General features: G+C 71.3%; 20 protein-coding genes. 8 read left to right on the top strand and 12 right to left on the bottom strand.

Translation table 11 applies throughout. From position 1 onward, the window contains the following. Positions 1-56 precede the first annotated feature (56 nt). The 3 genes from RB628_RS20865 to RB628_RS20875 form a co-directional block, all read right to left on the bottom strand. On the bottom strand, positions 57-1,517 hold the full coding sequence (locus tag RB628_RS20865) for a glutamate synthase subunit beta (protein ID WP_318322012.1): 1,461 nt from the start codon (positions 1,515-1,517) through the stop codon (positions 57-59). Continuing rightward, positions 1,510-6,117 carry a glutamate synthase large subunit gene (gene gltB, locus RB628_RS20870; protein WP_318322013.1) on the bottom strand — a complete coding sequence of 1,536 codons (4,608 nt, stop codon included), beginning with the start codon at positions 6,115-6,117 and terminating at the stop codon, positions 1,510-1,512. Before gltB ends, RB628_RS20865 begins: the two co-directional genes overlap by 8 nt. Positions 6,118-6,480: 363 nt before the next feature. Further along, positions 6,481-7,212: a VIT1/CCC1 transporter family protein gene (locus RB628_RS20875; protein WP_318322014.1), complete on the bottom strand. Its 732-nt coding sequence runs from the start codon at positions 7,210-7,212 to the stop codon at positions 6,481-6,483. A gap of 310 nt (positions 7,213-7,522) precedes the next feature. On the opposite strand from RB628_RS20875, the gene RB628_RS20880 reads away from it, so the two are divergent. The 8 genes from RB628_RS20880 to RB628_RS20915 all read left to right on the top strand — a co-directional run bounded on the left by RB628_RS20880 (position 7,523) and on the right by RB628_RS20915 (position 15,959). Beyond that, on the top strand, positions 7,523-8,659 hold the full coding sequence (locus RB628_RS20880; protein ID WP_318322015.1) for an ADP-ribosylglycohydrolase family protein: 1,137 nt from the start codon (positions 7,523-7,525) through the stop codon (positions 8,657-8,659). 484 nt (positions 8,660-9,143) lie between these two features. Next, complete coding sequence (locus RB628_RS20885; protein WP_318322016.1) at positions 9,144-9,281, top strand: hypothetical protein; 138 nt, start codon at positions 9,144-9,146, stop codon at positions 9,279-9,281. Beyond that, on the top strand, positions 9,278-10,396 hold the full coding sequence (locus RB628_RS20890) for an ADP-ribosylglycohydrolase family protein (protein WP_318322017.1): 1,119 nt from the start codon (positions 9,278-9,280) through the stop codon (positions 10,394-10,396). Before RB628_RS20885 ends, RB628_RS20890 begins: the two co-directional genes overlap by 4 nt. Positions 10,397-10,404: 8 nt before the next feature. Further along, complete coding sequence (locus RB628_RS20895) at positions 10,405-11,580, top strand: ADP-ribosylglycohydrolase family protein (RefSeq protein ID WP_318322018.1); 1,176 nt, start codon at positions 10,405-10,407, stop codon at positions 11,578-11,580. After that, positions 11,568-12,995 carry an ADP-ribosylglycohydrolase family protein gene (locus RB628_RS20900; protein WP_318322019.1) on the top strand — a complete coding sequence of 476 codons (1,428 nt, stop codon included), beginning with the start codon at positions 11,568-11,570 and terminating at the stop codon, positions 12,993-12,995. Before RB628_RS20895 ends, RB628_RS20900 begins: the two co-directional genes overlap by 13 nt. Beyond that, a complete protein-coding gene (rbsK, locus tag RB628_RS20905; protein WP_318322020.1) occupies positions 12,992-13,888 on the top strand; it encodes a ribokinase in 897 nt (298 codons plus the stop codon). Before RB628_RS20900 ends, rbsK begins: the two co-directional genes overlap by 4 nt. A 26-nt stretch (positions 13,889-13,914) precedes the next feature. Further along, the gene (locus RB628_RS20910; protein WP_318322050.1) at positions 13,915-15,132 is read left to right on the top strand and encodes a CoA transferase; all 1,218 of its coding nucleotides are present in this window, start codon (positions 13,915-13,917) and stop codon (positions 15,130-15,132) included. Further along, the gene (locus RB628_RS20915; protein ID WP_318322021.1) at positions 15,129-15,959 is read left to right on the top strand and encodes a CoA ester lyase; all 831 of its coding nucleotides are present in this window, start codon (positions 15,129-15,131) and stop codon (positions 15,957-15,959) included. Before RB628_RS20910 ends, RB628_RS20915 begins: the two co-directional genes overlap by 4 nt. 62 nt (positions 15,960-16,021) lie before the next feature. Here RB628_RS20915 and lgt read toward each other — a convergent pair whose 3' ends face one another. The 9 genes from lgt to RB628_RS20955 form a co-directional block, all read right to left on the bottom strand. Then, positions 16,022-17,008, bottom strand: coding sequence for a prolipoprotein diacylglyceryl transferase (gene lgt / locus RB628_RS20920; protein ID WP_318322022.1), 987 nt, complete (start codon positions 17,006-17,008; stop codon positions 16,022-16,024). 135 nt (positions 17,009-17,143) lie between these two features. After that, complete coding sequence (locus tag RB628_RS20925) at positions 17,144-17,920, bottom strand: DsbA family protein (protein ID WP_318322023.1); 777 nt, start codon at positions 17,918-17,920, stop codon at positions 17,144-17,146. 88 nt (positions 17,921-18,008) lie between these two features. Next, a complete protein-coding gene (gene trpA / locus RB628_RS20930) occupies positions 18,009-18,827 on the bottom strand; it encodes a tryptophan synthase subunit alpha (protein ID WP_318322024.1) in 819 nt (272 codons plus the stop codon). Then, a complete protein-coding gene (trpB, locus tag RB628_RS20935; RefSeq protein WP_318322025.1) occupies positions 18,824-20,116 on the bottom strand; it encodes a tryptophan synthase subunit beta in 1,293 nt (430 codons plus the stop codon). The genes trpA and trpB overlap by 4 nt, the downstream gene beginning before the upstream one ends. Before the next feature lie 175 nt (positions 20,117-20,291). Continuing rightward, complete coding sequence (trpM, locus tag RB628_RS42665; protein WP_412180696.1) at positions 20,292-20,468, bottom strand: tryptophan biosynthesis modulator TrpM; 177 nt, start codon at positions 20,466-20,468, stop codon at positions 20,292-20,294. Between the two features lie 58 nt (positions 20,469-20,526). After that, positions 20,527-21,336, bottom strand: coding sequence for an indole-3-glycerol phosphate synthase TrpC (trpC, locus tag RB628_RS20940; protein WP_318322026.1), 810 nt, complete (start codon positions 21,334-21,336; stop codon positions 20,527-20,529). 165 nt (positions 21,337-21,501) lie between these two features. Further along, complete coding sequence (locus RB628_RS20945; protein WP_318322027.1) at positions 21,502-21,951, bottom strand: DUF2752 domain-containing protein; 450 nt, start codon at positions 21,949-21,951, stop codon at positions 21,502-21,504. A 91-nt stretch (positions 21,952-22,042) separates the two neighbouring features. Then, positions 22,043-22,297 (bottom strand): HGxxPAAW family protein, encoded by a 255-nt coding sequence (locus RB628_RS20950; RefSeq protein WP_318322028.1) that lies wholly within the window; start codon positions 22,295-22,297, stop codon positions 22,043-22,045. A 259-nt stretch (positions 22,298-22,556) separates the two neighbouring features. Next, positions 22,557-23,204, bottom strand: a complete 648-nt coding sequence (locus RB628_RS20955; RefSeq protein WP_318322029.1) for a TIGR02234 family membrane protein — start codon at positions 23,202-23,204, stop codon at positions 22,557-22,559. Between the last annotated feature and the right edge of the window lie 64 nt (positions 23,205-23,268).

Here is a 23,268-nt window from a genome sequence, read left to right on the forward strand (position 1 = left end):
CGCCGTGGTTTGTTCGTTCCGTACGCCGTTGTACGGGACGTCTTTGGGTGGGCCCGTCAGACCATCAGGGAACGGTCCGTCGGACGGATCGGGGCCGGGAGTTCGCTCACGCCCGTGAGGAAGCGGTCGACTCCGCGGGCCGCCGAACGGCCCTCGGCGATGGCCCACACGATGAGCGACTGGCCGCGGCCGGCGTCACCGGCGACGTACACGCCGGGGACGTTGGTCCGGAAGTCGGCGTCGCGGGCGATGTTGCCGCGCTCGTCGAGGTCCAGGCCGAACTGGTCGACCAGGCCGTTGTCGCGGTCGGTGCCCGTGAAGCCCATGGCGAGGGTGACCAGCTGGGCGGGGATCTTGCGCTCCGTGCCCGGCTTCTGGTTCAGCTTGCCGTCGGCGAACTCGACCTCGGTGAGGTGCAGCCACTGCACGTTGCCGTGCTCGTCGCCCTCGAAGTGGGTCGTCGAGACGGAGTAGACGCGCTCGCCGCCCTCCTCGTGGGCCGAGGTGACCTTGTAGAGCATGGGGAAGGTCGGCCAGGGCTGCCCCGGGTTCCGCTCTTCGCCCGGACGCGGCATGATCTCCAGCTGGGTGACGGAGGCCGCGCCCTGGCGGTGGGCGGTGCCCACGCAGTCCGCGCCCGTGTCGCCGCCGCCGATGACCACGACGTGCTTGCCCTCGGCGGTGACGGGCGGGGCCACGAAGTCGCCCTCCTGCACCTTGTTCGCCAGGGGCAGGTACTCCATCGCCTGGTAGACGCCCCTGAGTTCCCGCCCGGGGACGGGGAGATCACGGGCGGTCGTCGCACCGGCGGCGATCACGACGGCGTCGTACCGCTTGCGCAGGTCCGTCGCCTTGAGGTCGCGGCCGATCTCGATGCCCGTACGGAAGCGGGTGCCCTCCGCGCGCATCTGCTCGATACGGCGGTTGATGTGCCGCTTCTCCATCTTGAACTCGGGGATGCCGTAGCGCAGGAGGCCGCCGATGCGGTCCGCGCGCTCGTACACCGCGACCGTGTGACCGGCCCGCGTCAGCTGCTGGGCGGCGGCGAGACCGGCGGGGCCGGACCCGATGACCGCGACCGTCTTGCCGGAGAGGCGCTCCGGGGCCTGGGCGGCGACGTCGCCCGTCTCCCAGGCCTTGTCGATGATCGAGACCTCGACGTTCTTGATGGTGACCGCGGGCTGGTTGATGCCCAGCACGCACGCCGACTCGCACGGAGCCGGGCACAGGCGGCCGGTGAACTCCGGGAAGTTGTTGGTGGCGTGCAGCCGCTCGGACGCGGACGTCCAGTCCTCGCGGTAGGCGTAGTCGTTCCACTCGGGGATCAGGTTCCCCAGCGGGCAGCCGTTGTGACAGAACGGGATACCGCAGTCCATGCAGCGGCTGGCCTGCTTGCTGATGATCGGCAGCAGGGAACCGGGAACGTAGACCTCGTTCCAGTCCTTCAGGCGTACGTCGACGGGGCGGGACCTGGCGACCTCGCGCCCGTGGTTCAGGAAGCCCTTCGGGTCAGCCATTGATCGCCGCCTCCATCATCTTCTCGGTGATCTCGGTCTCGGAGAGACCGGCCTGCTCGGCGGCGGCCTTGGCGGCGAGCACTGCCTTGTACGTGCTGGGGATGATCTTGCTGAAGCGCTCCACCGCGACGTCCCACTCGGCGAGGAGCTTCTCGGCGACCGTCGAGCCGCTCTCCTCCTGGTGCCGGCGCACGACATCGTGCAGCCACCGCTTGTCGGAGTCGTCGAGGGCCTCGACCGCGTCCGCGTTGCCGACGTTGACGTTGTCGCGGTTCAGGTCGATGACGTACGCGATGCCCCCGGACATACCGGCCGCGAAGTTGCGGCCCGTCTCACCGAGGACCACCGCGTGACCGCCGGTCATGTACTCGCAGCCGTGGTCGCCCACACCCTCGGAGACCACCGTGGCACCGGAGTTGCGGACGCAGAAACGCTCGCCCGTACGACCGCGCAGGAACAGCTCACCGCCGGTCGCGCCGTACGCGATGGTGTTGCCCGCGATCGTCGAGAACTCGGCGAGGTGGTCGGCGCCCCGGTCGGGTCGCACGATCACCCGGCCGCCGGAGAGGCCCTTGCCGACGTAGTCGTTGGCGTCGCCTTCGAGGCGCAGCGTGACACCACGCGGCAGGAAGGCGCCGAAGGACTGGCCGGCGCTGCCGGTGAAGGTGATGTCGATGGTGTCGTCGGGCAGACCGGCCCCGCCGAACTTCTTCGTCACCTCGTGGCCGAGCATCGTGCCGACCGTGCGGTTGATGTTGCGGATGGCGACCTGGGCTCGGACCGGCTGGGCGTCGGTCGCGCTGTTCGCGGCGAGGGCGTCGGCGGCGAGCCTGATCAGCTCGTTGTCGAGCGCCTTCTCCAGGCCGTGGTCCTGCCCGATGACCTGGTGCAGCGGGGCGCCCTCGGGCAGTTCGGGCACGTAGAAGAGCGGGGACAGGTCCAGGCCCTGTGCCTTCCAGTGGGTGACCGCCCGCTCCACGTCGAGGGTCTCGGCGTGGCCGACGGCCTCCTCGATGGTGCGGAAGCCCAGCTCGGCGAGGATCTCGCGGACCTCTTCGGCGATGAACTGGAAGAAGTTCACGACGTACTCGGCCTTGCCGGCGAACCGGTCGCGCAGCACCGGGTTCTGGGTGGCGATGCCGACCGGGCAGGTGTCGAGGTGGCAGACGCGCATCATGACGCAGCCGGAGACGACGAGCGGCGCGGTCGCGAAACCGAACTCCTCTGCGCCCAGCAGCGCGGCGATGACGACGTCACGGCCGGTCTTCAGCTGGCCGTCGGTCTGGACGACGATACGGTCGCGCAGGCCGTTGAGCAGCAGGGTCTGCTGGGTCTCGGCGAGGCCGAGCTCCCAGGGACCGCCCGCGTGCTTCAGCGAGGTGAGCGGCGAGGCGCCCGTACCGCCGTCGTGGCCGGAGATGAGGACGACGTCCGCGTGCGCCTTGGACACACCGGCGGCGACGGTGCCGACGCCGACCTCCGAGACCAGCTTCACGTGAATCCGCGCCTGCGGGTTCGCGTTCTTCAGGTCGTGGATCAGCTGGGCCAGGTCCTCGATGGAGTAGATGTCGTGGTGCGGCGGCGGCGAGATGAGACCGACACCGGGGGTGCTGTGCCGGGTCTTGGCCACCCAGGGGTACACCTTGTGGCCGGGCAGCTGGCCGCCCTCGCCGGGCTTGGCGCCCTGGGCCATCTTGATCTGGATGTCGTCCGCGTTGACGAGGTACTCGGAGGTCACCCCGAAGCGGCCGGACGCGACCTGCTTGATCGACGAGCGGCGCGCGGGGTCGTACAGACGCTCCGGGTCCTCGCCGCCCTCACCGGTGTTGGACTTGGCGCCCAGCTGGTTCATGGCGATGGCGAGGGTCTCGTGCGCCTCCAGGGAGATGGAGCCGTACGACATGGCACCCGTGGAGAACCGCTTGACGATCTCACTGACCGGCTCGACCTCGTCGATGGAGATCGAGGGACGGCCACTCTTGAAGCCGAAGAGTCCGCGGAGCGTCATGAGCCGCTCGGACTGCTCGTTCACCCGGTCCGTGTACTGCTTGAAGATGTCGTAGCGGCGGGTGCGCGTGGAGTGCTGGAGGCGGAACACCGTCTCCGGGTCGAACAGGTGCGGCTCGCCCTCGCGGCGCCACTGGTACTCGCCGCCTATGTCGAGGGCGCGGTGCGCCGGGGCGATGCCGGAGGCGGGGTACGCCTTGGCGTGCCGGGCGGCGACCTCCTTGGCGATGACGTCGATACCGACGCCGCCGATCTTGGTGGCCGTGCCGTTGAAGTACTTCTCGACGAAGGCCGTGTCGAGACCGACGGCCTCGAAGACCTGGGCGCCCCGGTAGGAGGCGACGGTCGAGATGCCCATCTTGGACATGACCTTCAGGACGCCCTTGCCGAGCGCGTAGATCAGGTTGCGGATGGCCTGCTCGGGCGCGTCGTCGATGGCGTGCAGGAATGTACCGGCGCGGACCAGGTCCTCGACGGACTCCATCGCCAGGTACGGGTTCACCGCGGCGGCGCCGAAGCCTATGAGCAGGGCGACGTGGTGGACCTCGCGGACGTCACCGGCCTCGACCAGCAGGCCCACCTGGGTGCGCTGCTTGGTACGGATGAGGTGGTGGTGGACGGCGGAGGTGAGCAGCAGCGAGGGGATCGGGGCGTGCTCGGCGTCCGAGTGGCGGTCCGACAGGACGATGAGACGGGCGCCGTTGTCGATGGCCGCGTCGGCCTCGGCGCAGATCTCCTCGATGCGGGCGGCGAGGGAGTCGCCGCCGCCGCTGACCCGGTAGAGGCCGGAGAGGGTCGCGGCCTTCATGCCGGGCATGTCGCCGTCGGCGTTGATGTGGATGAGCTTGGCCAGCTCGTCGTTGTCGATCACCGGGAAGGGCAGGGTGACGCTGCGACAGGAGGCGGCGGTCGGCTCCAGCAGGTTGCTGGCGGGGCCGAGGGAGGAGCGCAGGCTGGTGACCAGTTCCTCGCGGATGGCGTCCAGCGGCGGGTTGGTGACCTGCGCGAACAGCTGGGTGAAGTAGTCGAAGAGCAGTCGCGGACGCTCGCTCAGCGCGGCGATCGGCGAGTCGGTGCCCATGGAACCGAGGGGCTCACCGGCGGTCTTGGCCATCGGCGCGATGATGACGCGCAGCTCTTCCTCGGTGTAGCCGAAGGTCTGCTGGCGGCGGGTGACCGAGGCGTGGGTGTGCACGATGTGCTCGCGCTCGGGCAGGTCGGAGAGCTCGATCTCGCCGGCCTCCAGCCACTCCGCGTAGGGCTGCTCTGCGGTGAGGCCGGCCTTGATCTCGTCGTCCTCGATGATGCGGTGCTCGGCGGTGTCGACGAGGAACATCTTGCCGGGCTGGAGGCGGCCCTTGCGGACGACCCTCGCGGGGTCGATGTCGAGGACGCCGACCTCGGAGCCGAGGACGACGAGGCCGTCGTCGGTGACCCAGTAGCGGCCGGGGCGCAGACCGTTGCGGTCGAGAACCGCGCCGACCTGGACGCCGTCGGTGAAGGTGACACAGGCCGGGCCGTCCCAGGGCTCCATCATCGTGGCGTGGAACTGGTAGAAGGCGCGCCGGGCCGGGTCCATGGTGGTGTGGTTCTCCCACGCCTCCGGGATCATCATCAGCACGGAGTGCGGCAGCGAACGGCCACCGAGGTGGAGCAGTTCGAGCACCTCGTCGAAGGACGCCGAGTCGGAGGCGTCGGGCGTGCAGATCGGGAAGACCCGGTCCAGGCCCTTGTCCCCGAAGAGGTCCGAGACGAGCTGCGACTCACGCGCCCGCATCCAGTTCCGGTTGCCCTTGACCGTGTTGATCTCGCCGTTGTGCGCGACGAAGCGGTACGGGTGGGCGAGCGGCCACGACGGGAAGGTGTTCGTGGAGAACCGCGAGTGGACGAGCGCGACGGCCGACGCGAAGCGGCGGTCGGACAGGTCCGGGAAGAAGGGCTCCAGCTGGCCGGTGGTCAGCATGCCCTTGTAGACGATGGTCCGCGCGGAGAGCGAGGGGAAGTAGACGCCGACCTCGCGCTCGGCGCGCTTGCGCAGCGCGAAGGCCTTGCGGTCGAGGTCGATGCCCGTGGCAGGCACGGAAGCGCTGTCCGCGACGAAGATCTGCCGGAAGGCCGGCATCGTCGAACGGGCGGTGGCGCCGAGGAGTCCGGGGGCGGTCGGCACTTCGCGCCAGCCGAGGACGGTCAGGCCCTCTTCGGCGGCGATCGTCTCGATGGGCGAAACGGCGTCGTCCGCGCTGTCCTCCGGGAGGAAGGCGATGCCGACCGCGTAGGAGCCGGCCTCGGGCAGCTCGAACTCGGCCACCTCACGGAAGAACGCGTGCGGGACCTGCGAGAGGATGCCGGCGCCGTCGCCGGAGTCGGGCTCGGAGCCGGTGGCACCGCGGTGCTCCAGGTTGCGAAGAACCGTGAGCGCCTGCTCGACCAGCGCATGGCTCGCCTCGCCGGTGAGGGTGGCCACGAAGCCGACGCCACAGGCGTCATGCTCGTTGCGGGGGTCGTACATACCCTGCGCAGCAGGGCGAGCATCCATGAAGGACCACTTCTGGCCATTCTCGGAATGCTGGGACGGCTGGCGCGGCGTACGCATCGGCTCTCCCGTCGTCGTCGTGTGGCATATGCATTAAGCCGAGGGACGACGTTGGCCCTCTTGGAGTGCAAAATTTCGTGCAGGTTACATGATGGGGCGGTTCTCGGGAACTGGATACCGCGTACCAACATGCGGACACCGCAGTGCGCGGCATGATGACCGCGCTGCGGTGGAAGCAATGGGGGCCGAATCGGACAGATCGATGTCTCTCGCCCCATGACGAGGAGAGCGTCGTCGCCCTCCTCGCGGGTGCGCCGCAGGCTTCGTTGCCCACAGCGCTTACGGCTCATGCCCCGTGGTTAAGCGTTCGAAACCAGCGAGTAACGGCTACTTATGCGGCCCGACGCATAAGTGCACGATCACCTATCCTACGGCCGCACCGAACAGGTTGCCCAGGGCGTACGTCACACCGGCCGCCGCTCCGCCCAGCGCGAGCTGCCGCAGGCCACTGAACCACCAGGTACGAGCCGTCACCCTGGCCACCACCGCACCGCATCCGAAGAGCCCGGCGAGAGCCACCAGCACGGCGGGCCACAGCGTGGTCGCCCCCAGGAGATACGGGAGTACCGGGAGCAGCGCGCCGAGCGCGAACGCCCCGAACGACGACACCGCGGCGACCCCCGGCGAGGGCAGCTCACCAGGGTCGATGCCCAGCTCCTCGCGGGCATGTATCTCCAGCGCCTGCTCGGGATCGTGCGAGAGCTGCCGGGCCACTTCACGGGCGAGCTTCGGCTCGACGCCCCGGGACTCGTAGAGCGCGGCGAGCTCACGCTCCTCATCCTTGGGGTGCTTTCTCAACTCCCGTCGCTCCACGGCGAGTTCGGCCTCGACGAGCTCGCGCTGGGAGGCGACCGAGGTGTACTCGCCGGCGGCCATCGAGAAGGCGCCAGCGGCAAGACCGGCGAGCCCGGTGATGACGACGGTCTGATGCGAAACGGCTCCGCCGGCCACGCCGGTCATCAGGGCGAGGTTGGATACGAGCCCGTCCATCGCCCCGAAAACGGCCGGCCGCAGCCACCCACCACTGACGTCCCGGTGGGTGTGGTTGGCGCGGTGCGCCTCGTGCAGCGCCGCCTCGGTCTCGATGATGGCCATACCGTCCCCCAACTCCTTCGGGCGTTGCTCCGGAAGCTTCCGAGCCGGAACCTGCCGGACCGAACTTGGACTGATTCCACTTTTCGACAACCCTAAAATACGCCGCGAATTCCCCTCCCGCCAGCAAGGAAAGGCTGCCCTCACCTGCGCATTTACCGCGATCGCTCATCCGTAGGAGTGCTCGCACAAATGTCGACCGGGTGATGCTGGGGCGCCCGAGGCTCGCGTGAACCGCTCCGGTGGGACAGTTCCGCAAAGGGTTCCGCTCCCCGGGAGGGAGCCCCCGGAACCTCCGGAGGAGAGGCCGCGTATGGCATCGATCGCCTGCATTCCCTCGGTCCCGACGCCCAAAGACGCCGCCGTCCTGCGCGACAGAGCACGCGGCGCACTGCTCGGCCTGGCCGTGGGGGACGCGCTCGGCGCCCCCGCCGAGAACATGAAGCCCTCGGAGATCCGCGCCCGCTGGGGCCGCATCACCGGATACGTGGCCGAAAACCCCTCCGGCACGGACGACACGGAGTACGCGATCTTCTCGGGCCTCCTCCTCGCCCGGCACGGTTCGGCCCTCACCCCTGCCCATGTGGAGGCGGCCTGGCACCAGTGGATCGCCGACCTCGACGAGGGCCCCTTCCGGGGCGCCGGTTTCAGCGAACGCGGCACCCTGGAGAACCTGCGCCGGGGTCTCGCGGCCCCCATCTCGGCCCAGCACCGGCACGCCTGGAGCGACGGCCTCGCCATGCGTGCGGCGCCCTTCGGCGTCTTCGCGGCGGGCCGCCCGGCCGAGGCGGCCCGCCTGGTGGCGATCGACGGTTCGGTGAGCCACGACGGCGAGGGCATCTACGGCGGCCAGGCCGTGGCGGCGGGCGTGGCGGCGGCGATGGCGGGCGCGCCGACCATCGCGGTGGTGGCGTCGGCGCTGGCGGTGGTCCCGGACGACAGCTGGACGGCGCGGTCCCTTCGCCGCGCCGTGGCGGTGGCCCACCGAGGCGAACGCGCGGTGCGCTCCGCGGTGGTGATCGGCGGCTACCCCTGGACCGACCTGGCCCCCGAGGCGGTCGCGCTCGCCTTCGGCGCGTACGCGGCGGCCGACGGCGACTTCGCGGAATCGGTACTGACAGCCGTCAACATGGGCCGCGACGCGGACACGACGGCAGCGGTGGCGGGCGCCCTGGCGGGCGCGACACGCGGCGCCTCGGCCATCCCGCCGGAGTGGGCGCGGGCGATCGGCCCGGCCCGCGGCACCTGCCTCCCCTCCATGGCGGGCCACCACATCCTCGACGTCGCGGAACTGCTGACGCCGGGCGAGGGCGGCAAGTGGGGCGCGCCCCCGGATGCCGGACATAGCGCTGATCCCGTACGGCCGGAAGGGCGCCCGGCACCGGACCAGTCCGCGTACGTCCTCGCCTCCGACGACGACGCGGCGGCCGAAACGGAGGTACGGCCGTGAACCCGCCCCGGGTCGCGGACCTGCCGTTCGACCGAACCACGGAAACCGGAACGGGAACGGGTGCCGGTGCTGGTGCCGGAGCCGGAACTGGCGCCGAAGCCGGAACCGAAGCTGGAACCGGAACCGGTGCCGGAACTGGTGCCGGAACCGGAACCGGAGCTAGCGCCGAAGCCGGAACCGGTGCCGGAACCGGTGCTGAAGCCGGAACCGGAACCGGAGCCGGAGCCGGAGCCCGCTTTCAGCCTCTCCGGCGTTCGAGGAGCGAGGGCTCGGGAGCAGCACCCCCGAGGACAGGACGAGTAGAGGCGGCCGGGACGAAACACACCACCCCACGCCAGAGCCGAGGTTCACCCATGAGCAGCCAACGTCTCGAAGGACCGCTGCCCGGTCTCACCGCAGAAGCCGCAACCGGAGCCCCGGCAGAAGCCCGCGCCACAGCCCAGGCCGACACCCGAACCGGTCCCGGAACCGAAGGGGTCCGCCCATGAGCAGCCACCGTCCCGAAGGGCTGCTGCTCGGCCCCGACACCGGAACGAGCACCGCCACCAGCACCCGTCCCCGAGCCGGAACCCACGCCGGAACCCCGACCAGCGCCGGAACCGAAGCCGAGGTGCCCTCATGAGCAACCGTCGCGTCGAAGGACTGCTGCTCGGTCTCGCCGCCGGGGACGCCGCCGGGTGGCCCGCCGCCCGGCACCGGGCCGCCCGGATGCCCGACTGGACCCGCCGCCTCACCCGCGAGCTGGACACCTTCGCCGAGCAGAACGCGACGACGACCCTCCCCGTGCCGATCGCCCTCAACCAGCCCCCGGAACCGCTCCGGCTCGGCCCCTCGGACGACGCCGAGTGGGCGGCGTTCGCGGCGGAGGCCCTACTGCGGGCCGGGGCCGACGGTGTGCTGGGCGACCTGAGCCGGGAGCGCCGGGCACGGGCCGCCATCGACCTGTCGTGGAACGCGGTCGCCAGCGAGGTGGCAGCCGCCGCGGAACGCGCCCCCGAGGTCGAGTCGGCGGTGCTGCCACTGCGCGCCCGGATCTCCGTACGGGCCGGCCTCGGCAACCTCGCCGCAGGTCTGCGCCCGCCCGCCACCGGCCACGACAACCCGCACTACTTCGACGACGCGGCCTGCGTACGCGCGTGCGTGCTGGCGGTGGCCCACCCGGGCGACCCCCGACTCGCCGCCGAACTGGCCGAGTTCGACGCCCGCTACACCCAGGACGGCGACGGTGTGCACGGGGCCCGGGCGATGGCGGCGGCACTCTCACTGGCGCTGGTCGGCGGGGAGGTGGAGGCGTGCGTGACGGCGGCCGTGGCGGAACTGCCCGAGTGTACGGAGATCGGCCGCAACACCCGCCACGCGCTGAAGCTCGCGCAGGACGCGGACGGCGCGTTCGCTTTGGTCCCGCTCCTGGAACACCAGATCGTCGACCACGTCTACAGCTACGGCATCGCCGCCGCCGAGACGGTCCCCGTCGCCCTCGCGCTCGCCACCGCAGCACAGGGCCGGATCGCCGAGGCGGTCCCGGCGGCGGCCTGTCTGTCCCGGGTCGCGGACTCGGCCCCCGCACTCGCGGGCGCCCTCACCGGCGCGCTGGGCGGCGGCGCCGCGATCCCGGCGGCCTGGCGGGACGCCTGTCGCACCCTCTCCGGCTGTGCCCTCCCCAGGCTTACCGGCACCGACCTCGTGGAACTCGCCGAACTGCTCGAAGCCACGCAACGGGCCACTCCAGGAGGATGATTCGCGACATGACGCCCAAAAGAGAAGAAAGCCAGGCCGTGGGTCTGGACGAGCGGATCACCGGCGCCCTGGTCGGTGCGGCCGTCGGTGACGCGCTCGGCGGGCCCGTGGAGGGCTACACCCCCGAGCAGATCCTCGAACGCCACGCGGGCCGGGTCCACGGCATCGTCGGCCCCTGGAACGGGGACGCCTGGCGCACCGCCCGCCCGATCGCCCCGTACCACAAGGGCGACGGCCACGTCACCGACGACACCCTGATGACCCATGCGCTGGTACGGGTGTACGACCGGGTCCGGGACCATCTGGACGCGTACGCGATCGCCGACCACCTGGTCCCGGACCTGATGACGAACCCGCGCTGGATCCCTGAACTGGAGGCCGAGGCCCTCCCCCTGCAGCGCATCTTCCTGGCGGAGAAATGGCTGGTGGCCCGGCTCCACTACGGCCACGTCGACCCCCGCGAGGCAGGCGCGGGCAACATCGTCAACTGCGGTGCCGCGATGTACATGGCCCCGGTCGGCCTGGTCAACGCGGCCAACCCGGCGGGCGCGTACACCGAGGCCCTCGAACTCGCGGGCGCCCACCAGTCCTCGTACGGCAGAGAGGCGGCGGCGGTCTTCGCGGCGGGGGTAGCGGCGGCGTGTACCCCGGACGCGACCCCCGACTCGGTGATCGGAACCTGTCTGTCCCTGGCGAAGGACGGCACCCGGGCGGCGATCGAGAAGGTGTGCGAAGTGGCCGCCCGCTACACGGACTTCGAGTCGGCACTGCGGCCACTGCGGGAGGCGGTGACTCCGTACGACACGGTCGGCCCGGACTACCGCAGCCCGTCCCTGGGCGCCCGTCGGCCGTCCCGTCTCCACGCGATCGAGGAACTCCCCGTGGCGCTCGGCATGTTGGCCGTGGCGGGCGGCAACTACCGGCATACGGTGCTGGGTTCGGTGAACTACGGCAGGGACTGCGACTCGATCGCCACGATGGCGGGGGCGCTCGCCGGCGCGCTGGGCGCAGAGGTGCCGTCCGACTGGTCGAAGACGGTCGCGGAGGCAAGCCGTCTGGACCTGTGGGAGCCCGCCCGGACGCTGACCGAGGTGACCCGGGAGGTCTTCGAACGGGACGTGGACCGACGCCGTTCCCACGAGAGGGCGTTCGCCCAGCTCAGGAGTACGGGATGCTCCGACTGACCTGGGTCCAGCCGGAGGACCTGATCGGCCATGAGCTGCGCCAGGCGTCCCAGGACGGCCGCGAGCCCGGCAGAATCGCCGCCCGGTGGCGGGCGGCGGGCGGCCCCGAGGCGCCGCTGCGGGCGGGCGCGTCACCCGGCCCGGTCTCCCGTTACCTGCGGCTACTGGCCGAAGACCTGCTCGATGAACTGGCGGACCTGCCAAGCAGGTTGGCGGACGACGAGCCCACGGACCTGGCCTCAATCCGTGCACTGTGCCTCGACTGGCCCTCTGGGGGTCCGGGGGCCGAGCCCCCGGTTTCGGGAAGAGGCGGGCCGGGCGAAGCGATCCGCCCCGCCTCGGCCCCCGCTTCCCTCCGCCTCGAAGCCGCCTGGCTCGGCAGAGCCGCCGGCTGCCTCCTGGGCAAACCGGTGGAGAAACTTCCCCTCACCGCCATCCGCCATCTCGCACAGGCCACCGGCAACTGGCCGCTGAACACCTGGTTCACAGCCAGAGGAGTCCCCGGCCAACTCGCGACGGCGCACCCCTGGAACCGCCGGTCAGCAGCAACTTCCCTCGCCGAGAACATCGATGGCATGCCCGAGGACGACGACCTCAACTACCCCCTCCTCAACCTCCTCCTTCTCCAACGCCACGGCCCCCACTTCACCACCACGGACGTGGCGAAACTCTGGCTGGACGAACTTCCCCCAGGCCGCACCTTCACGGCCGAACGCATCGCCTACCGCAACCTCCTCTGCGGCCTCGAACCCCCGCTCACCGCCCGCCACCGCAACCCGTTCCGCGAATGGATCGGCGCCCTGATCCGCGCCGACGTCCACGGCTGGACCAACCCCGGCGCCCCGGCCACCGCCGCCGAACAGGCGCACCGCGACGCCACCCTCACCCACACCGCCAACGGCGTCTACGCGGCGATGTTCACGGCGGCCACCATCGCCCAGGCCGCCACCGGCATCCACGACATCCACACCTGTCTGCGCACCGGCCTGGCCGTCGTCCCCCCGCACTCCCGCCTCGCCGCAGCCATCCGCCACGGCATCCAACTGGCCGAGGTCCACCACGACTTCGAAGCCGTCGTCGACGAACTCCACGCCACCCACGCGGCCACCTACCACTGGGTCCACGCCATCCCCAACACCGCCCTGATCGCCGCCGCCCTCACTCACGCCGACGGCGACTTCACCGGTTCCATCTGCCGTGCCGTGTCCGGCGGCCTGGACACCGACTCCAACGGCGCGACGACCGGAAGCATCGCCGCCCTCCTCGCGGGCTCCCCCGATGCCCTCCCCGACCGCTGGACCAGCCCCCTGAAGAACCGACTCGCCACCTCCGTAGCGGACTTCAACGGCTCCGGCTTCGACACCCTCGCCCAACTGACCTGCTCCCTCACCCACTTGGAGGCAGCCCGCCCATGACCCGTATCGCCGTGCTGGGCAGCACGAACATGGACCTCGTCGCATACGTCAGCAAGGCCCCGCAGCGCGGGGAGACGGTAACGGGACGTGAGTTCCGTACGATCCCCGGCGGCAAGGGCGCCAACCAGGCGGTGGCGGCGGCCCGCGCGGGCGCTGACGTCTCGATGATCGGAGCGGTGGGCAACGACGCGTACGGCACCCGGCTCCGTTCCGTACTGGAGCACTCGGGCGTCGCCACCGACCGTCTCCGCACCGCGGAGGGCGCCTCCGGCACCGCGCACATCGTCGTGGACGACGAGGGCGGCAACGCGATCGTCGTCGTCCCCGCCGCCAACGGCACCGTCACCGCTCTCGCCCCCGGTGACGGGGGTCTGATCGCCACCGCCGACGCGCTGCTGCTCCAGCTGGAGATCCCGCTCACGGCGGTGGTCGAGGGCGCCCGGGCCGCGCGCCGACACGGCGTCCGTACGATCCTCACCCCGGCGCCCGCCGGACCGCTGTCACCCGAGCTCCTCGCCGTCATCGACCTGTTGGTGCCGAACGAGCACGAGGCAGCGGCCCTGACCGGCCTGACCGATCCACGCAGGGCCGCCACCGCACTCCTCGACCAGGTGCCGGAGGTCGTGGTCACGCTGGGCGCGGCCGGCAGTCTCTACGCGTCCCGAGACGCCGCCGAACCGGTCACCGTCCCCGCGCCGTCCGTCACCGCCGTGGACTCGACCGGCGCCGGGGACACCTTCGTCGGCGCCCTCGCGGTGGCCCTGGCCGAGGGCCGCCCGATGCCGGACGCCCTGGCGTGGTCCGCGGCGGCGGGGGCACTCTCCGTACAACGGCCGGGCGCGTCGGCGTCAATGCCGTACCGCGCCGAGATCGAGGCCAGGTACACGTCATGAACGCACCGGAAATGAACGCACCGGAGATGAGCGCACCCGAACGCCGCGCACCCTCCGCCGCGGCCCCCCTCACCGGTCTCCGCGTCCTCGACCTGGCCACCCTCTTCGCCGGCCCGCTCGCCGCCACCATGCTCGGCGACTTCGGCGCCGAAGTGATCAAGGTCGAGCACCCGTCGAAGCCCGACCCCTCCCGGGGCCACGGCCCGTCCAAGGACGGCATCGGCCTCTGGTGGAAACTGCTGGGCCGCAACAAGCGCGCGATGACCCTCGACCTCTCCCGGCCCGGCGGCCGGACCACGCTCCTCCGGCTCGCCGCCACCGCCGACGTCGTCATCGAGAACTTCCGCCCGGGCACCCTGGAGAAATGGGACCTGGGCTGGCCCGAGCTGTCCGCCGCCAACCCGCGTCTGGTCCTGGCCCGGGTCACCGCCTTCGGCCAGTTCGGCCCGTACGCTCATCGCCCCGGCTTCGGCACCCTCGCCGAGGCGATGAGCGGCTTCGCCGCGATCACCGGCGAACCGGACGCACCCCCGACGCTCCCGCCCTTCGGCCTCGCCGACTCGATCGCGGGTCTGGCGACGGCGTACGCCGTCATGACGGCACTCGCCGCCCGCGACCGCACCGGTGAGGGGCAGGTCGTCGACATGGCCATCATCGAACCGATCCTCACCGTCCTCGGTCCACAGCCGCTCTGGTACGACCAGTTGGGCCACGTCCAGCCGCGCACCGGCAACCGCTCGCAGAACAACGCGCCCCGCAACACCTACCGCACGGCCGACGGCACCTGGGTCGCCGTGTCGACCTCGGCCCAGTCGATCGCCGAACGCGTGATGCGCCTGGTCGACCGCCCGGAGCTGATCGACGAGCCCTGGTTCGCCACGGGCGCCGACCGCGCCCGGCACCCGGACGTCCTCGACGAGGCGGTCGGCGCATGGATCGCCCGCCACTCCCACACAGAGGTCATGGCGGCCTTCGAGAAGGCGGAGGCGGCGGTGGCCCCGATCCAGGACGTACGGGAGGTGATGACCGACCCGCAGTACCAGGCCCTCGACACCATCACCACGGTCGACGACCCCGACCTCGGACCGATCCGGATGCAGAACGTCCTCTTCCGCCTCTCCGCCACCCCCGGCGCGATCCGCTGGGCGGGCCGCCCGCACGGCGCGGACACCGCGGCCGTGCTCACCGAACTGGGCCTGACCACGCCCGAGATCGACGCCCTGCGCACCGAGGGAGCCCTATGAAGGCCGTGCCCCTGACCTGGCTGTACGTCCCCGGCGACCGCCCCGAGGTGGTGTCCAAAGCCCTCGCGTCCGGCGCCGACGTGATCGTCGTCGATCTGGAGGACGCGGTCGCCCCCGACCGCAAGGAGTACGCCCGCACAGCCACCGCCGAACGCCTCACCGACCCCCAGCCGGTCCCGGTCCACGTCCGGATCAACGCCCTGGACAGCCCCCTGGCCACCCCCGACCTCCAGGCCCTTCAGGGCCTCCCCGGTGTCTCGGGCCTACGGCTCCCGAAGGTGACGGCACCGCAGGACGTCGTGCGAGTCGCCGCCCGCACGGCCACCGGGGCCGGGCTCACGCTCCACGCCCTCCTCGAAAGCGCCCTCGGCATCGAACACGCCTTCGCCATCGCGACCGCCCACCCCGCCCTGCACTGCATCGCACTCGGCGAGGCCGACCTCCGGGCCGATCTGGGGGTACGAGGAGACGCGGGCCTCGACTGGTGCCGCTCCCGGGTCGTCGTGGCCGCACGGGCGGCCGGACTTGCTCCACCGCCCCAGTCGGTCCACCCGGACACCCGGGACCTCGACACCCTGGCCGTGTCCTGTGCCCACGGCCGTGCCCTGGGCTTCCTGGGCCGGTCGGCCATCCACCCCCGCCAGCTACCGGTCATCGAACGCGCCTATCTGCCCACCCCGGAGGAGATCGAGGAGGCCGAACAGATCGTCAAGGCGGCGGCGACCGACGAGGGCGCCCTGGCTCTCCCGGACGGCCGCTTCGTCGACGCGGCGGTGGTCGCGTCGGCACGCAGAACCCTGTCCCTGGCCGACCGCGACCGCCTCTGACCCGTACAACGGACGAGGGCGTCCCGGTCTTCGGGGCGCCCTCGTCGTCGTACAGCCAACGCTCAGCTCTTCTTGGTCGGCTCCGCTTCGGCCCTGCCCTCCGACTTCTCGTCGGAGTCGGCCCTGCTCTCGCCCTCTGCGCCGGCCTCGGCCTTCACCTCCGCCGATTCCGCATCGCCCTCAAGGCCCTTGTCACCCTCGGCAGCGTCCGACGCCGAACCGTCGGGGAGATCCGCACCCGGCTCCACGACTTCCTCCCGGCCCGGCCGCTTCTTCGCCGAGAGCACGAAGTAGACCACCGCGAGGATGAACACGACCAGCGCGGTCCAGTTGTTCAGCCGCAGGCCCAGGATGTGGTGGGCGTCGTCGACGCGCAGGTACTCGATCCAGAAGCGGCCCACGCAGTAGGTCGCGACGTACAGCGCGAACGCCCGTCCGTGCCCCAGCGTGAAGCGGCGGTCGGCCCAGATGACCAGCAGCGCGACACCGACGCACCACAGCGACTCGTACAGGAACGTCGGGTGGTAGTAGCCCGGGACCCGGCCGTCGGTCGAGGAGGTGATGTGGAGGGCCCAGGGGACGGTGGTCTCCCGCCCGTACAGCTCCTGGTTGAACCAGTTGCCCCACCGCCCGCACGCCTGCGCGAGGGCGATACCGGGGGCGAGGGCGTCGGCCCAGGCTGGCAGCGGGATACCGCGCCGGCGGCAGCCGATCCACGCGCCCAGGGCGCCGAGGGCGATCGCACCCCAGATTCCGAGGCCGCCCTCCCAGATCTTGAAGGCGTCCACCCAGTCGCGGCCCTCGCTGAAGTACAGCTCGTAGTCCGTGATCACGTGGTAGAGGCGGCCACCGACCAGACCGAAGGGCACGGCCCAGACCGCGATGTCGGCCACCGTGCCGGGCCGGCCACCGCGGGCGAGCCAGCGCTTGTTGCCGAGCCAGACCGCGGCGAAGACACCGAGGATGATGCAGAACGCGTAGCCGCGCAGCGGAATGGGTCCAAGTTGCAGCACCCCGCGCGACGGACTGGGAATGTAGGCGATTTCCATGGCAGTCCCGACGCTACCTTGACGGACACGGCGGATGTCAGCCGCCCCGGCAACGGCTCCATAACGGGCGGTGCCTCCGGTTCCGCTCACGACGGGGAACCGGAGGCTCTGGAGGCACCCGGGAAGGCCCAGGCCCTACGCCTTGTCGGCGGCCTCCACCATCTGCTTCAGCTTCGCCGGGGTCATCGTCTGGTCCTGGTAGATGTTCTTCCCGTCGAGCAGCACGGTCGGCGTGCCGCCGAAGCCGCCGCTCTGGAAGGCCTCGTTCGACTTCGCGACCCAGCTGTTGTGGGTGCCCTCCTCGACACACGTCCGGAACGCGGGCGTGTCGAGCCCGTCGACCTTCGCCGCCAGCTCGATGAGCCTGCTGTCCTTCGCGAAGGCGTCGTCGGCCTCCTGCGGCTGGTTCTCGTAGAGCACGTCGTGGTACTCGGTGAACTTGCCGGCGTCCTGGGCACAGGCGGCGGCGTTGGCCGCGTGCCGGGAGCCACTGCCGCCCATGTTGCCGTCGATGATCGTCGCCAGGTGGTAATTCACCTTCAGTTTGCCCGCGTCCGTCAACTCATGGATGGTCGAGCGGTAGTTGGTCTCGAAGGACTGGCAGGCCGGACAGCGGAAGTCCTCCCACACCGTGAGCGTCGACCTGGCGCTCTCCTCGCCCGCCGGGATGGCGAGGCTGTCCTTGCCCTGGGCACCCGAGGGGGCCACGACCGGACCGGCGCTCTCGCTCTTGCTGTCCTTGCCGGAGTTCGCGGCGACGACACCGATCACCGCCGCGAGGCCCAGCACGCAGACGACACTGGCGCCCACGATCAACACCCGCCGCCGCTTCTCCGCGGACCTCTGCTTCTCACGCTCGACCGCCAGCCGCTCGCGGGCGGTGCGCTTTCCGTCACGATTCTTCTCGCTCACACCCGCAGAACGAACCGGGGAGACGCATTGCGCCTCCCCGGCCCCAGGTCCACCCGTTCGGGCGACCTGTACGAAATGTCCCGCCCTATTACGCCGTGCCGCGCACGCCCTTCGCGAGGTCGGCGGCGAGTCCCCGTACGGCCTCGACACCGGCCGCGTGGTCCGGGGCGTCCAGCATCCGCTTGACGAAGGCCGAACCGACGATCACCCCGTCGGCGAAGCCTGCGACCTCGGCGGCCTGGGTCGCGTTCGAGACACCGAGCCCGACACAGACCGGCAGGTCCGTGCCGGTGCCCCGGGTGCGCTGGACCAGATCCTGGGCCTGGGCGCCGACCGACGCCCGGGTCCCGGTGACCCCCATGAGCGAGGCGGCGTACACGAACCCGCTGCCCGCCGCCGTGATCTCCCCGAGCCGCGCGTCCTTGCTGCTGGGCGCGACGACGAAGACGGTCGCGAGCCCGTGCTTCCCGGCGTGCTCCCTCCACAGCGCCGACTCCTGTACGGGCAGGTCGGGCAGGATGCACCCGGCGCCGCCCGCCTCGGCCAGCTCGGCGGTGAACCGCTCGACGCCGTAGCGGTCGATGGGGTTCCAGTACGTCATGACGAGCACCGGCTTCCCGCTGGCCCGGTAGGCATCCCGGACCGTGCGCAGCACGTCCGCGATCTTGACTCCACCGCGCAGGGCGATGTCGTCGGCGGTCTGGATGACGGGCCCGTCGAGCACCGGGTCGCTGTGCGGCAGCCCGACCTCGACGATGTCGGCACCGCCCTCGAACACGGCTTTGATGGCGTCGATTCCGCCGTCGACGGTCGGGAACCCGGCGGGGAGGTACGCGATGAGCGCGGACCGCCCCTCGGCCTTGGCAGCGGCGAGGGTGTCGCTCAACAGCTGGATGTTGCCGCTCACTTGGCGTCCCCCTCGATCTCCGCGATCTCGCTGTCCGCGTCGGCCGCGACAGTGGCGTCGGCCTCGGTGTCGTACAGGCCGAAGTACCGGGCGGCGGTGTCCATGTCCTTGTCGCCGCGCCCGGAGAGGTTGATGACGATCAGCCCGTCCCTGCCCAGCTCCTTGCCGACCTCCAGCGCACCGGCCAGCGCGTGCGCGCTCTCGATGGCCGGAATGATGCCCTCGGTACGGGACAGCAGGCGCAGCGCCTGCATGGCGGCGTCGTCGGTGACCGCGCGGTACTCGGCGCGACCGCTGTCCTTGAGGTAGGAGTGCTCGGGCCCGATGCCCGGGTAGTCGAGTCCGGCGGAGATGGAGTAGGGCTCGGTGATCTGCCCCTCCTCGTCCTGCAGGACGTACGACCGCGACCCGTGCAGGATGCCGGGCTCACCGGCGGTGAGGGTGGCCGCGTGCTCGCCGGTGTCGACACCGTGCCCACCGGGCTCGCACCCGATGAGCCGTACACCGGTATCGGGAATGAAGGCGTGGAAGAGCCCGATGGCGTTGGACCCGCCGCCCACGCAGGCGACGGCGGCGTCGGGGAGCCGTCCGGCCCGCTCCAGGAGCTGGCGCCGGGCCTCGACACCGATCACCCGGTGGAAGTCGCGCACCATGGCCGGGAAGGGGTGCGGCCCGGCGACGGTCCCGAACAGGTAGTGCGTGTGGTCGACGTTGGCGACCCAGTCGCGGAACGCCTCGTTGATGGCGTCCTTGAGGGTGCGCGAGCCGGACTTCACGGCGATGACCTCGGCGCCGAGCATGCGCATCCGGGCCACGTTGAGAGCCTGGCGCTGGGTGTCGATCTCACCCATGTAGATGGTGCAGTCGAGCCCGAACAGCGCACAGGCGGTCGCGGTGGCGACCCCGTGCTGACCGGCACCGGTCTCGGCGATGACGCGGGACTTGCCCATCCTCCTGGTGAGGAGGGCCTGCCCGAGCACGTTGTTGATCTTGTGGGACCCGGTGTGGTTCAGGTCCTCCCGCTTGAGGAAGACCCGGGCGCCACCGGCGTGCTCGGCGAACCGGGGCACCTCGGTGAGAGAGCTGGGCCGCCCGGTGTAGTGGACGAGCAGATCGTCGAGCTCACGGGCGAACTCCGGGTCGGACTTCGCCTTGTCGTACTCGACGGCGACCTCGTCCACGGCGGCGACGAGCGCCTCCGGAATGAACTTGCCGCCAAAGGCACCGAAGTACCCCTCGGCACTGGGCACCTGACCCGCCGGATCTGGAATGAAGAACTCGCTGGACATACGACTACCTCACAGGGGCAGAGCCCCGGGGTCGATCTGGACATGGGAAGCGTGAGGGGGACGCGCCCCCAGGGGCGCGGGGAACTGCGCGACCAGTCGCAACCGGCCCGCGGCCGACAGACACCCCTCGCGAAGCGCAACGCCGGGGCGCAGCCCGAATCAGACGGCCCGCACCCTACTGCCAAGCCCCGCGGGGCCATCGCATCCCATTGACCTGTCCAGGCTCGTCACCGATGACATACCGGACCCGCCGCCCGTGCACACGCCTCGCAGGCGCACGGCAGCCGCGCGGCCGGCACCCGCGGGCAAGGCGGGCGTACCGGTCTCCGGTGGTCACGGTGATCGAAAACATCACCGGCAACTCTACCGTCGCACCCACGGACACCTGACCGTCCGGGGTCATGCCCGGCTCAGCCCCGCCCGTGCCGCAGCGCGGGATGCTCCCCCGCCGCCACCAGATCGGACACCGCGGACCTGGGGTCACGGCCCGTCACGAGGGACTCTCCGACCAGCACCGCGTCGGCCCCCGCGTTGGCGTACGCGATCAGATCGTGCGGGCCGCGGATTCCGGACTCGGCGATCTTGACGATGCTGTCGGGGATCTCGGGGGCGACCCGCTCGAAGGTGGAGCGGTCGACCTCCAGGGTTTTCAGGTCGCGCGCGTTGACACCGATGACCCGGGCCCCCGCGTCCACCGCCCGCTCGACCTCGTCCTCGTCATGCACCTCGACGAGCGGGGTGAGCCCGATGGACTCGGCGCGCTCGATGAGGGACTCCAGGGCCGGCTGTTCGAGGGCGGAGACGATCAGCAGGGCCAGATCGGCACCGTACGCCCGCGCCTCCCACAGTTGGTACGACGTGACGATGAAGTCCTTGCGCAGCACCGGGATGTCCACCCGGGCGCGCACCGCCTCCAGGTCGTCCAGCGAGCCGCCGAAGCGGCGCTGTTCGGTGAGTACGGAGATGACGGCCGCGCCGCCCGCCTCGTAGTCCGCCGCGAGGCCCGCCGGGTCGGCGATCGCCGACAGCGCGCCCTTGGAAGGGCTGGACCGCTTGACCTCGCAGATGACCTTGACGCCGTCGCCGCGCAGTGCGGCAACCCCGTCCTTGGCGGCGGGAGCCTTCGCCGCGCGCTCCTTGAGCTCGTCGAGGCTGACGCGCGCCTGCCGTTCCGCGAGGTCGGCACGGACTCCGTCGATGATCTCGTCGAGCACACTCACGCGAGCGGCCCCCTTCCAGACGGTAGGCGATTGGCTGTTCAAGCCAGTCACACCATTGAAGCTGCACAAACTGTCAAAGCTGGTCACTCCGATGGTATCCGCAGGAGGGCACACCCCTCACATCCGGTTGACACCAGTCCCACTACCTGGACATTCATCATTTGATCAAGGGTGGAGCCAGCCACCGAACGGCAAGTTCCGGACAACTGTGAAGACCAGCAGCAATACTCCCAGGCTCCACAGCTGTACCGGCCCGAGGTCGATCCGCAGCGGTCGTCCGCGCACCGCACGGACCACCCAGACGGTCCACAGGGCGGCGAAGGCCACGTACCCCGTCACGGCGAGCGCGTTGGCCCCGAGGGCCGTCAGCCAGTCCCCGTGGACGAAGGCGTAGGCGCTGCGCAGGCCGCCGCAGCCGGGGCAGTACACACCGGTCAGGCGCAGCAGCGGGCAGACCGGGTAGTGCCCCGGTTCGTTGGGGTCGACCGTCCCGACGTACGCGAAGGCCCCGGCGACGGCCGCGAGCACCCCGGCGGGCACCGCCAGCCGTCCCGCGACGGCACCGGCACCCGACGGCACACCCTGTTGAGCCCGCTCGGTGTTCACGCCACGCATTCTGCCCCCTGCGGGGCGTACACGCGCGAGGGGCGGCCCCGGCGCTTTCGCCGGGCCGCCCCTGCAGTCCGAGAACCGGTCCCTGCGGGGTTCAGCTCTCGGCACCCGCCGGTTCGCCCGCAACCCTGTGGCCCTGGCGGCCCTGGGTGGTCGGCTTCTGCTTGCCGAGGCCCATCGCGGCCATGATCCAGCCGACGACACCGCCGAGGACCACGATCACCATGCCGGCCCAGAAGCCCAGCGGCTCGGCCATCACCATGAAGGCGCCCGATACGCAGAAACCGATGATGGCGATGGTGACGCCGGTCCAGGCGGCCAAAGTGTGACCGTGGCTGCTGCCCGCCATGACTTGCTCCTCGTTGCTGAGTTGCTGGTTGTTTGATGCAGTACGTGGTGAGCCGGACGCTCGTCGTCCATTGTCCCGCACGCGCGCGTGTGCGGGACCCCGGGGGTCGACCCAGCGGGTCGGCCCGGGCCCTAGCAGGTCTGGCGACGTCAGCAGCGCCCCACAGGGGCGCGGGGCCGTGTCGGTCCGCGACTCCGCCGCGTGGGCGCGACAGCCACGACGGACCCGTGGACAACGCACCGCCCTTCCAGCGGAGCGCTTACGCCCCGGTGGGGTCCTCGCCCCGGTCGAGGGCCTTCCAGATCTCCTCGGGCCGGTCGGGGTCCACGGCCTTCGCACGGGGGCGCGGACGCGGGGCGCCGCCGCGCTCGTACCGGCCGGACATGGCGGGCCACAGGCGGCCGTAGCGCAGGGCGAGGAGTCCGGCGAGGAGGATCAGCGCGCCGCCGACGGCGGCCGCGTACGGCCAGCCGGTGTGGCTGAGGGTGTTCACGGTGGCCGCGGTGTCGCCGGTGGCCCGCGCGGCCTTCTCGTCGAGCGCGGAGCTGTCGGAGGCGCCGAGGACGGCCGCGGCGACCGTACCCGCGCCGGACAGCGCGAGCAGCGCGGCGACCAGGAAGCGGCCGGAGCGGCGGACGGCGAAGACGGCGACGAGCGCGGCGAGGCCCACTATGGCGAGGGCCGCGGGCACGCCCGTGACGTCGCTGCCGCTGGCGGTCAGCGGGAAGGCGCCGCCGGCCACCGTGGCGGTGCCCTCCGACCAGCGCTGGCGGGTGGCGAGCAGCGCGACGGCCGCGCCGAGCGCACCGGCCAGCAACGCGACGGCGAGGCTGAGCCGGCCGGCCCGGCCGGCGAGGGGGGCTTCGGAACGTGGGGGAGGTACGGGTACGGCAGTCACGTACCCCACTATCGCCTGAACCCCGGGCGAACCGTCACCCGGGGCTCACTGGGAACCTCCGGAGACGTTCCAC

Origin of the sequence: Streptomyces sp. ADMS, assembly GCF_033441795.1 — a bacterium.
Classification (GTDB): domain Bacteria; phylum Actinomycetota; class Actinomycetes; order Streptomycetales; family Streptomycetaceae; genus Streptomyces.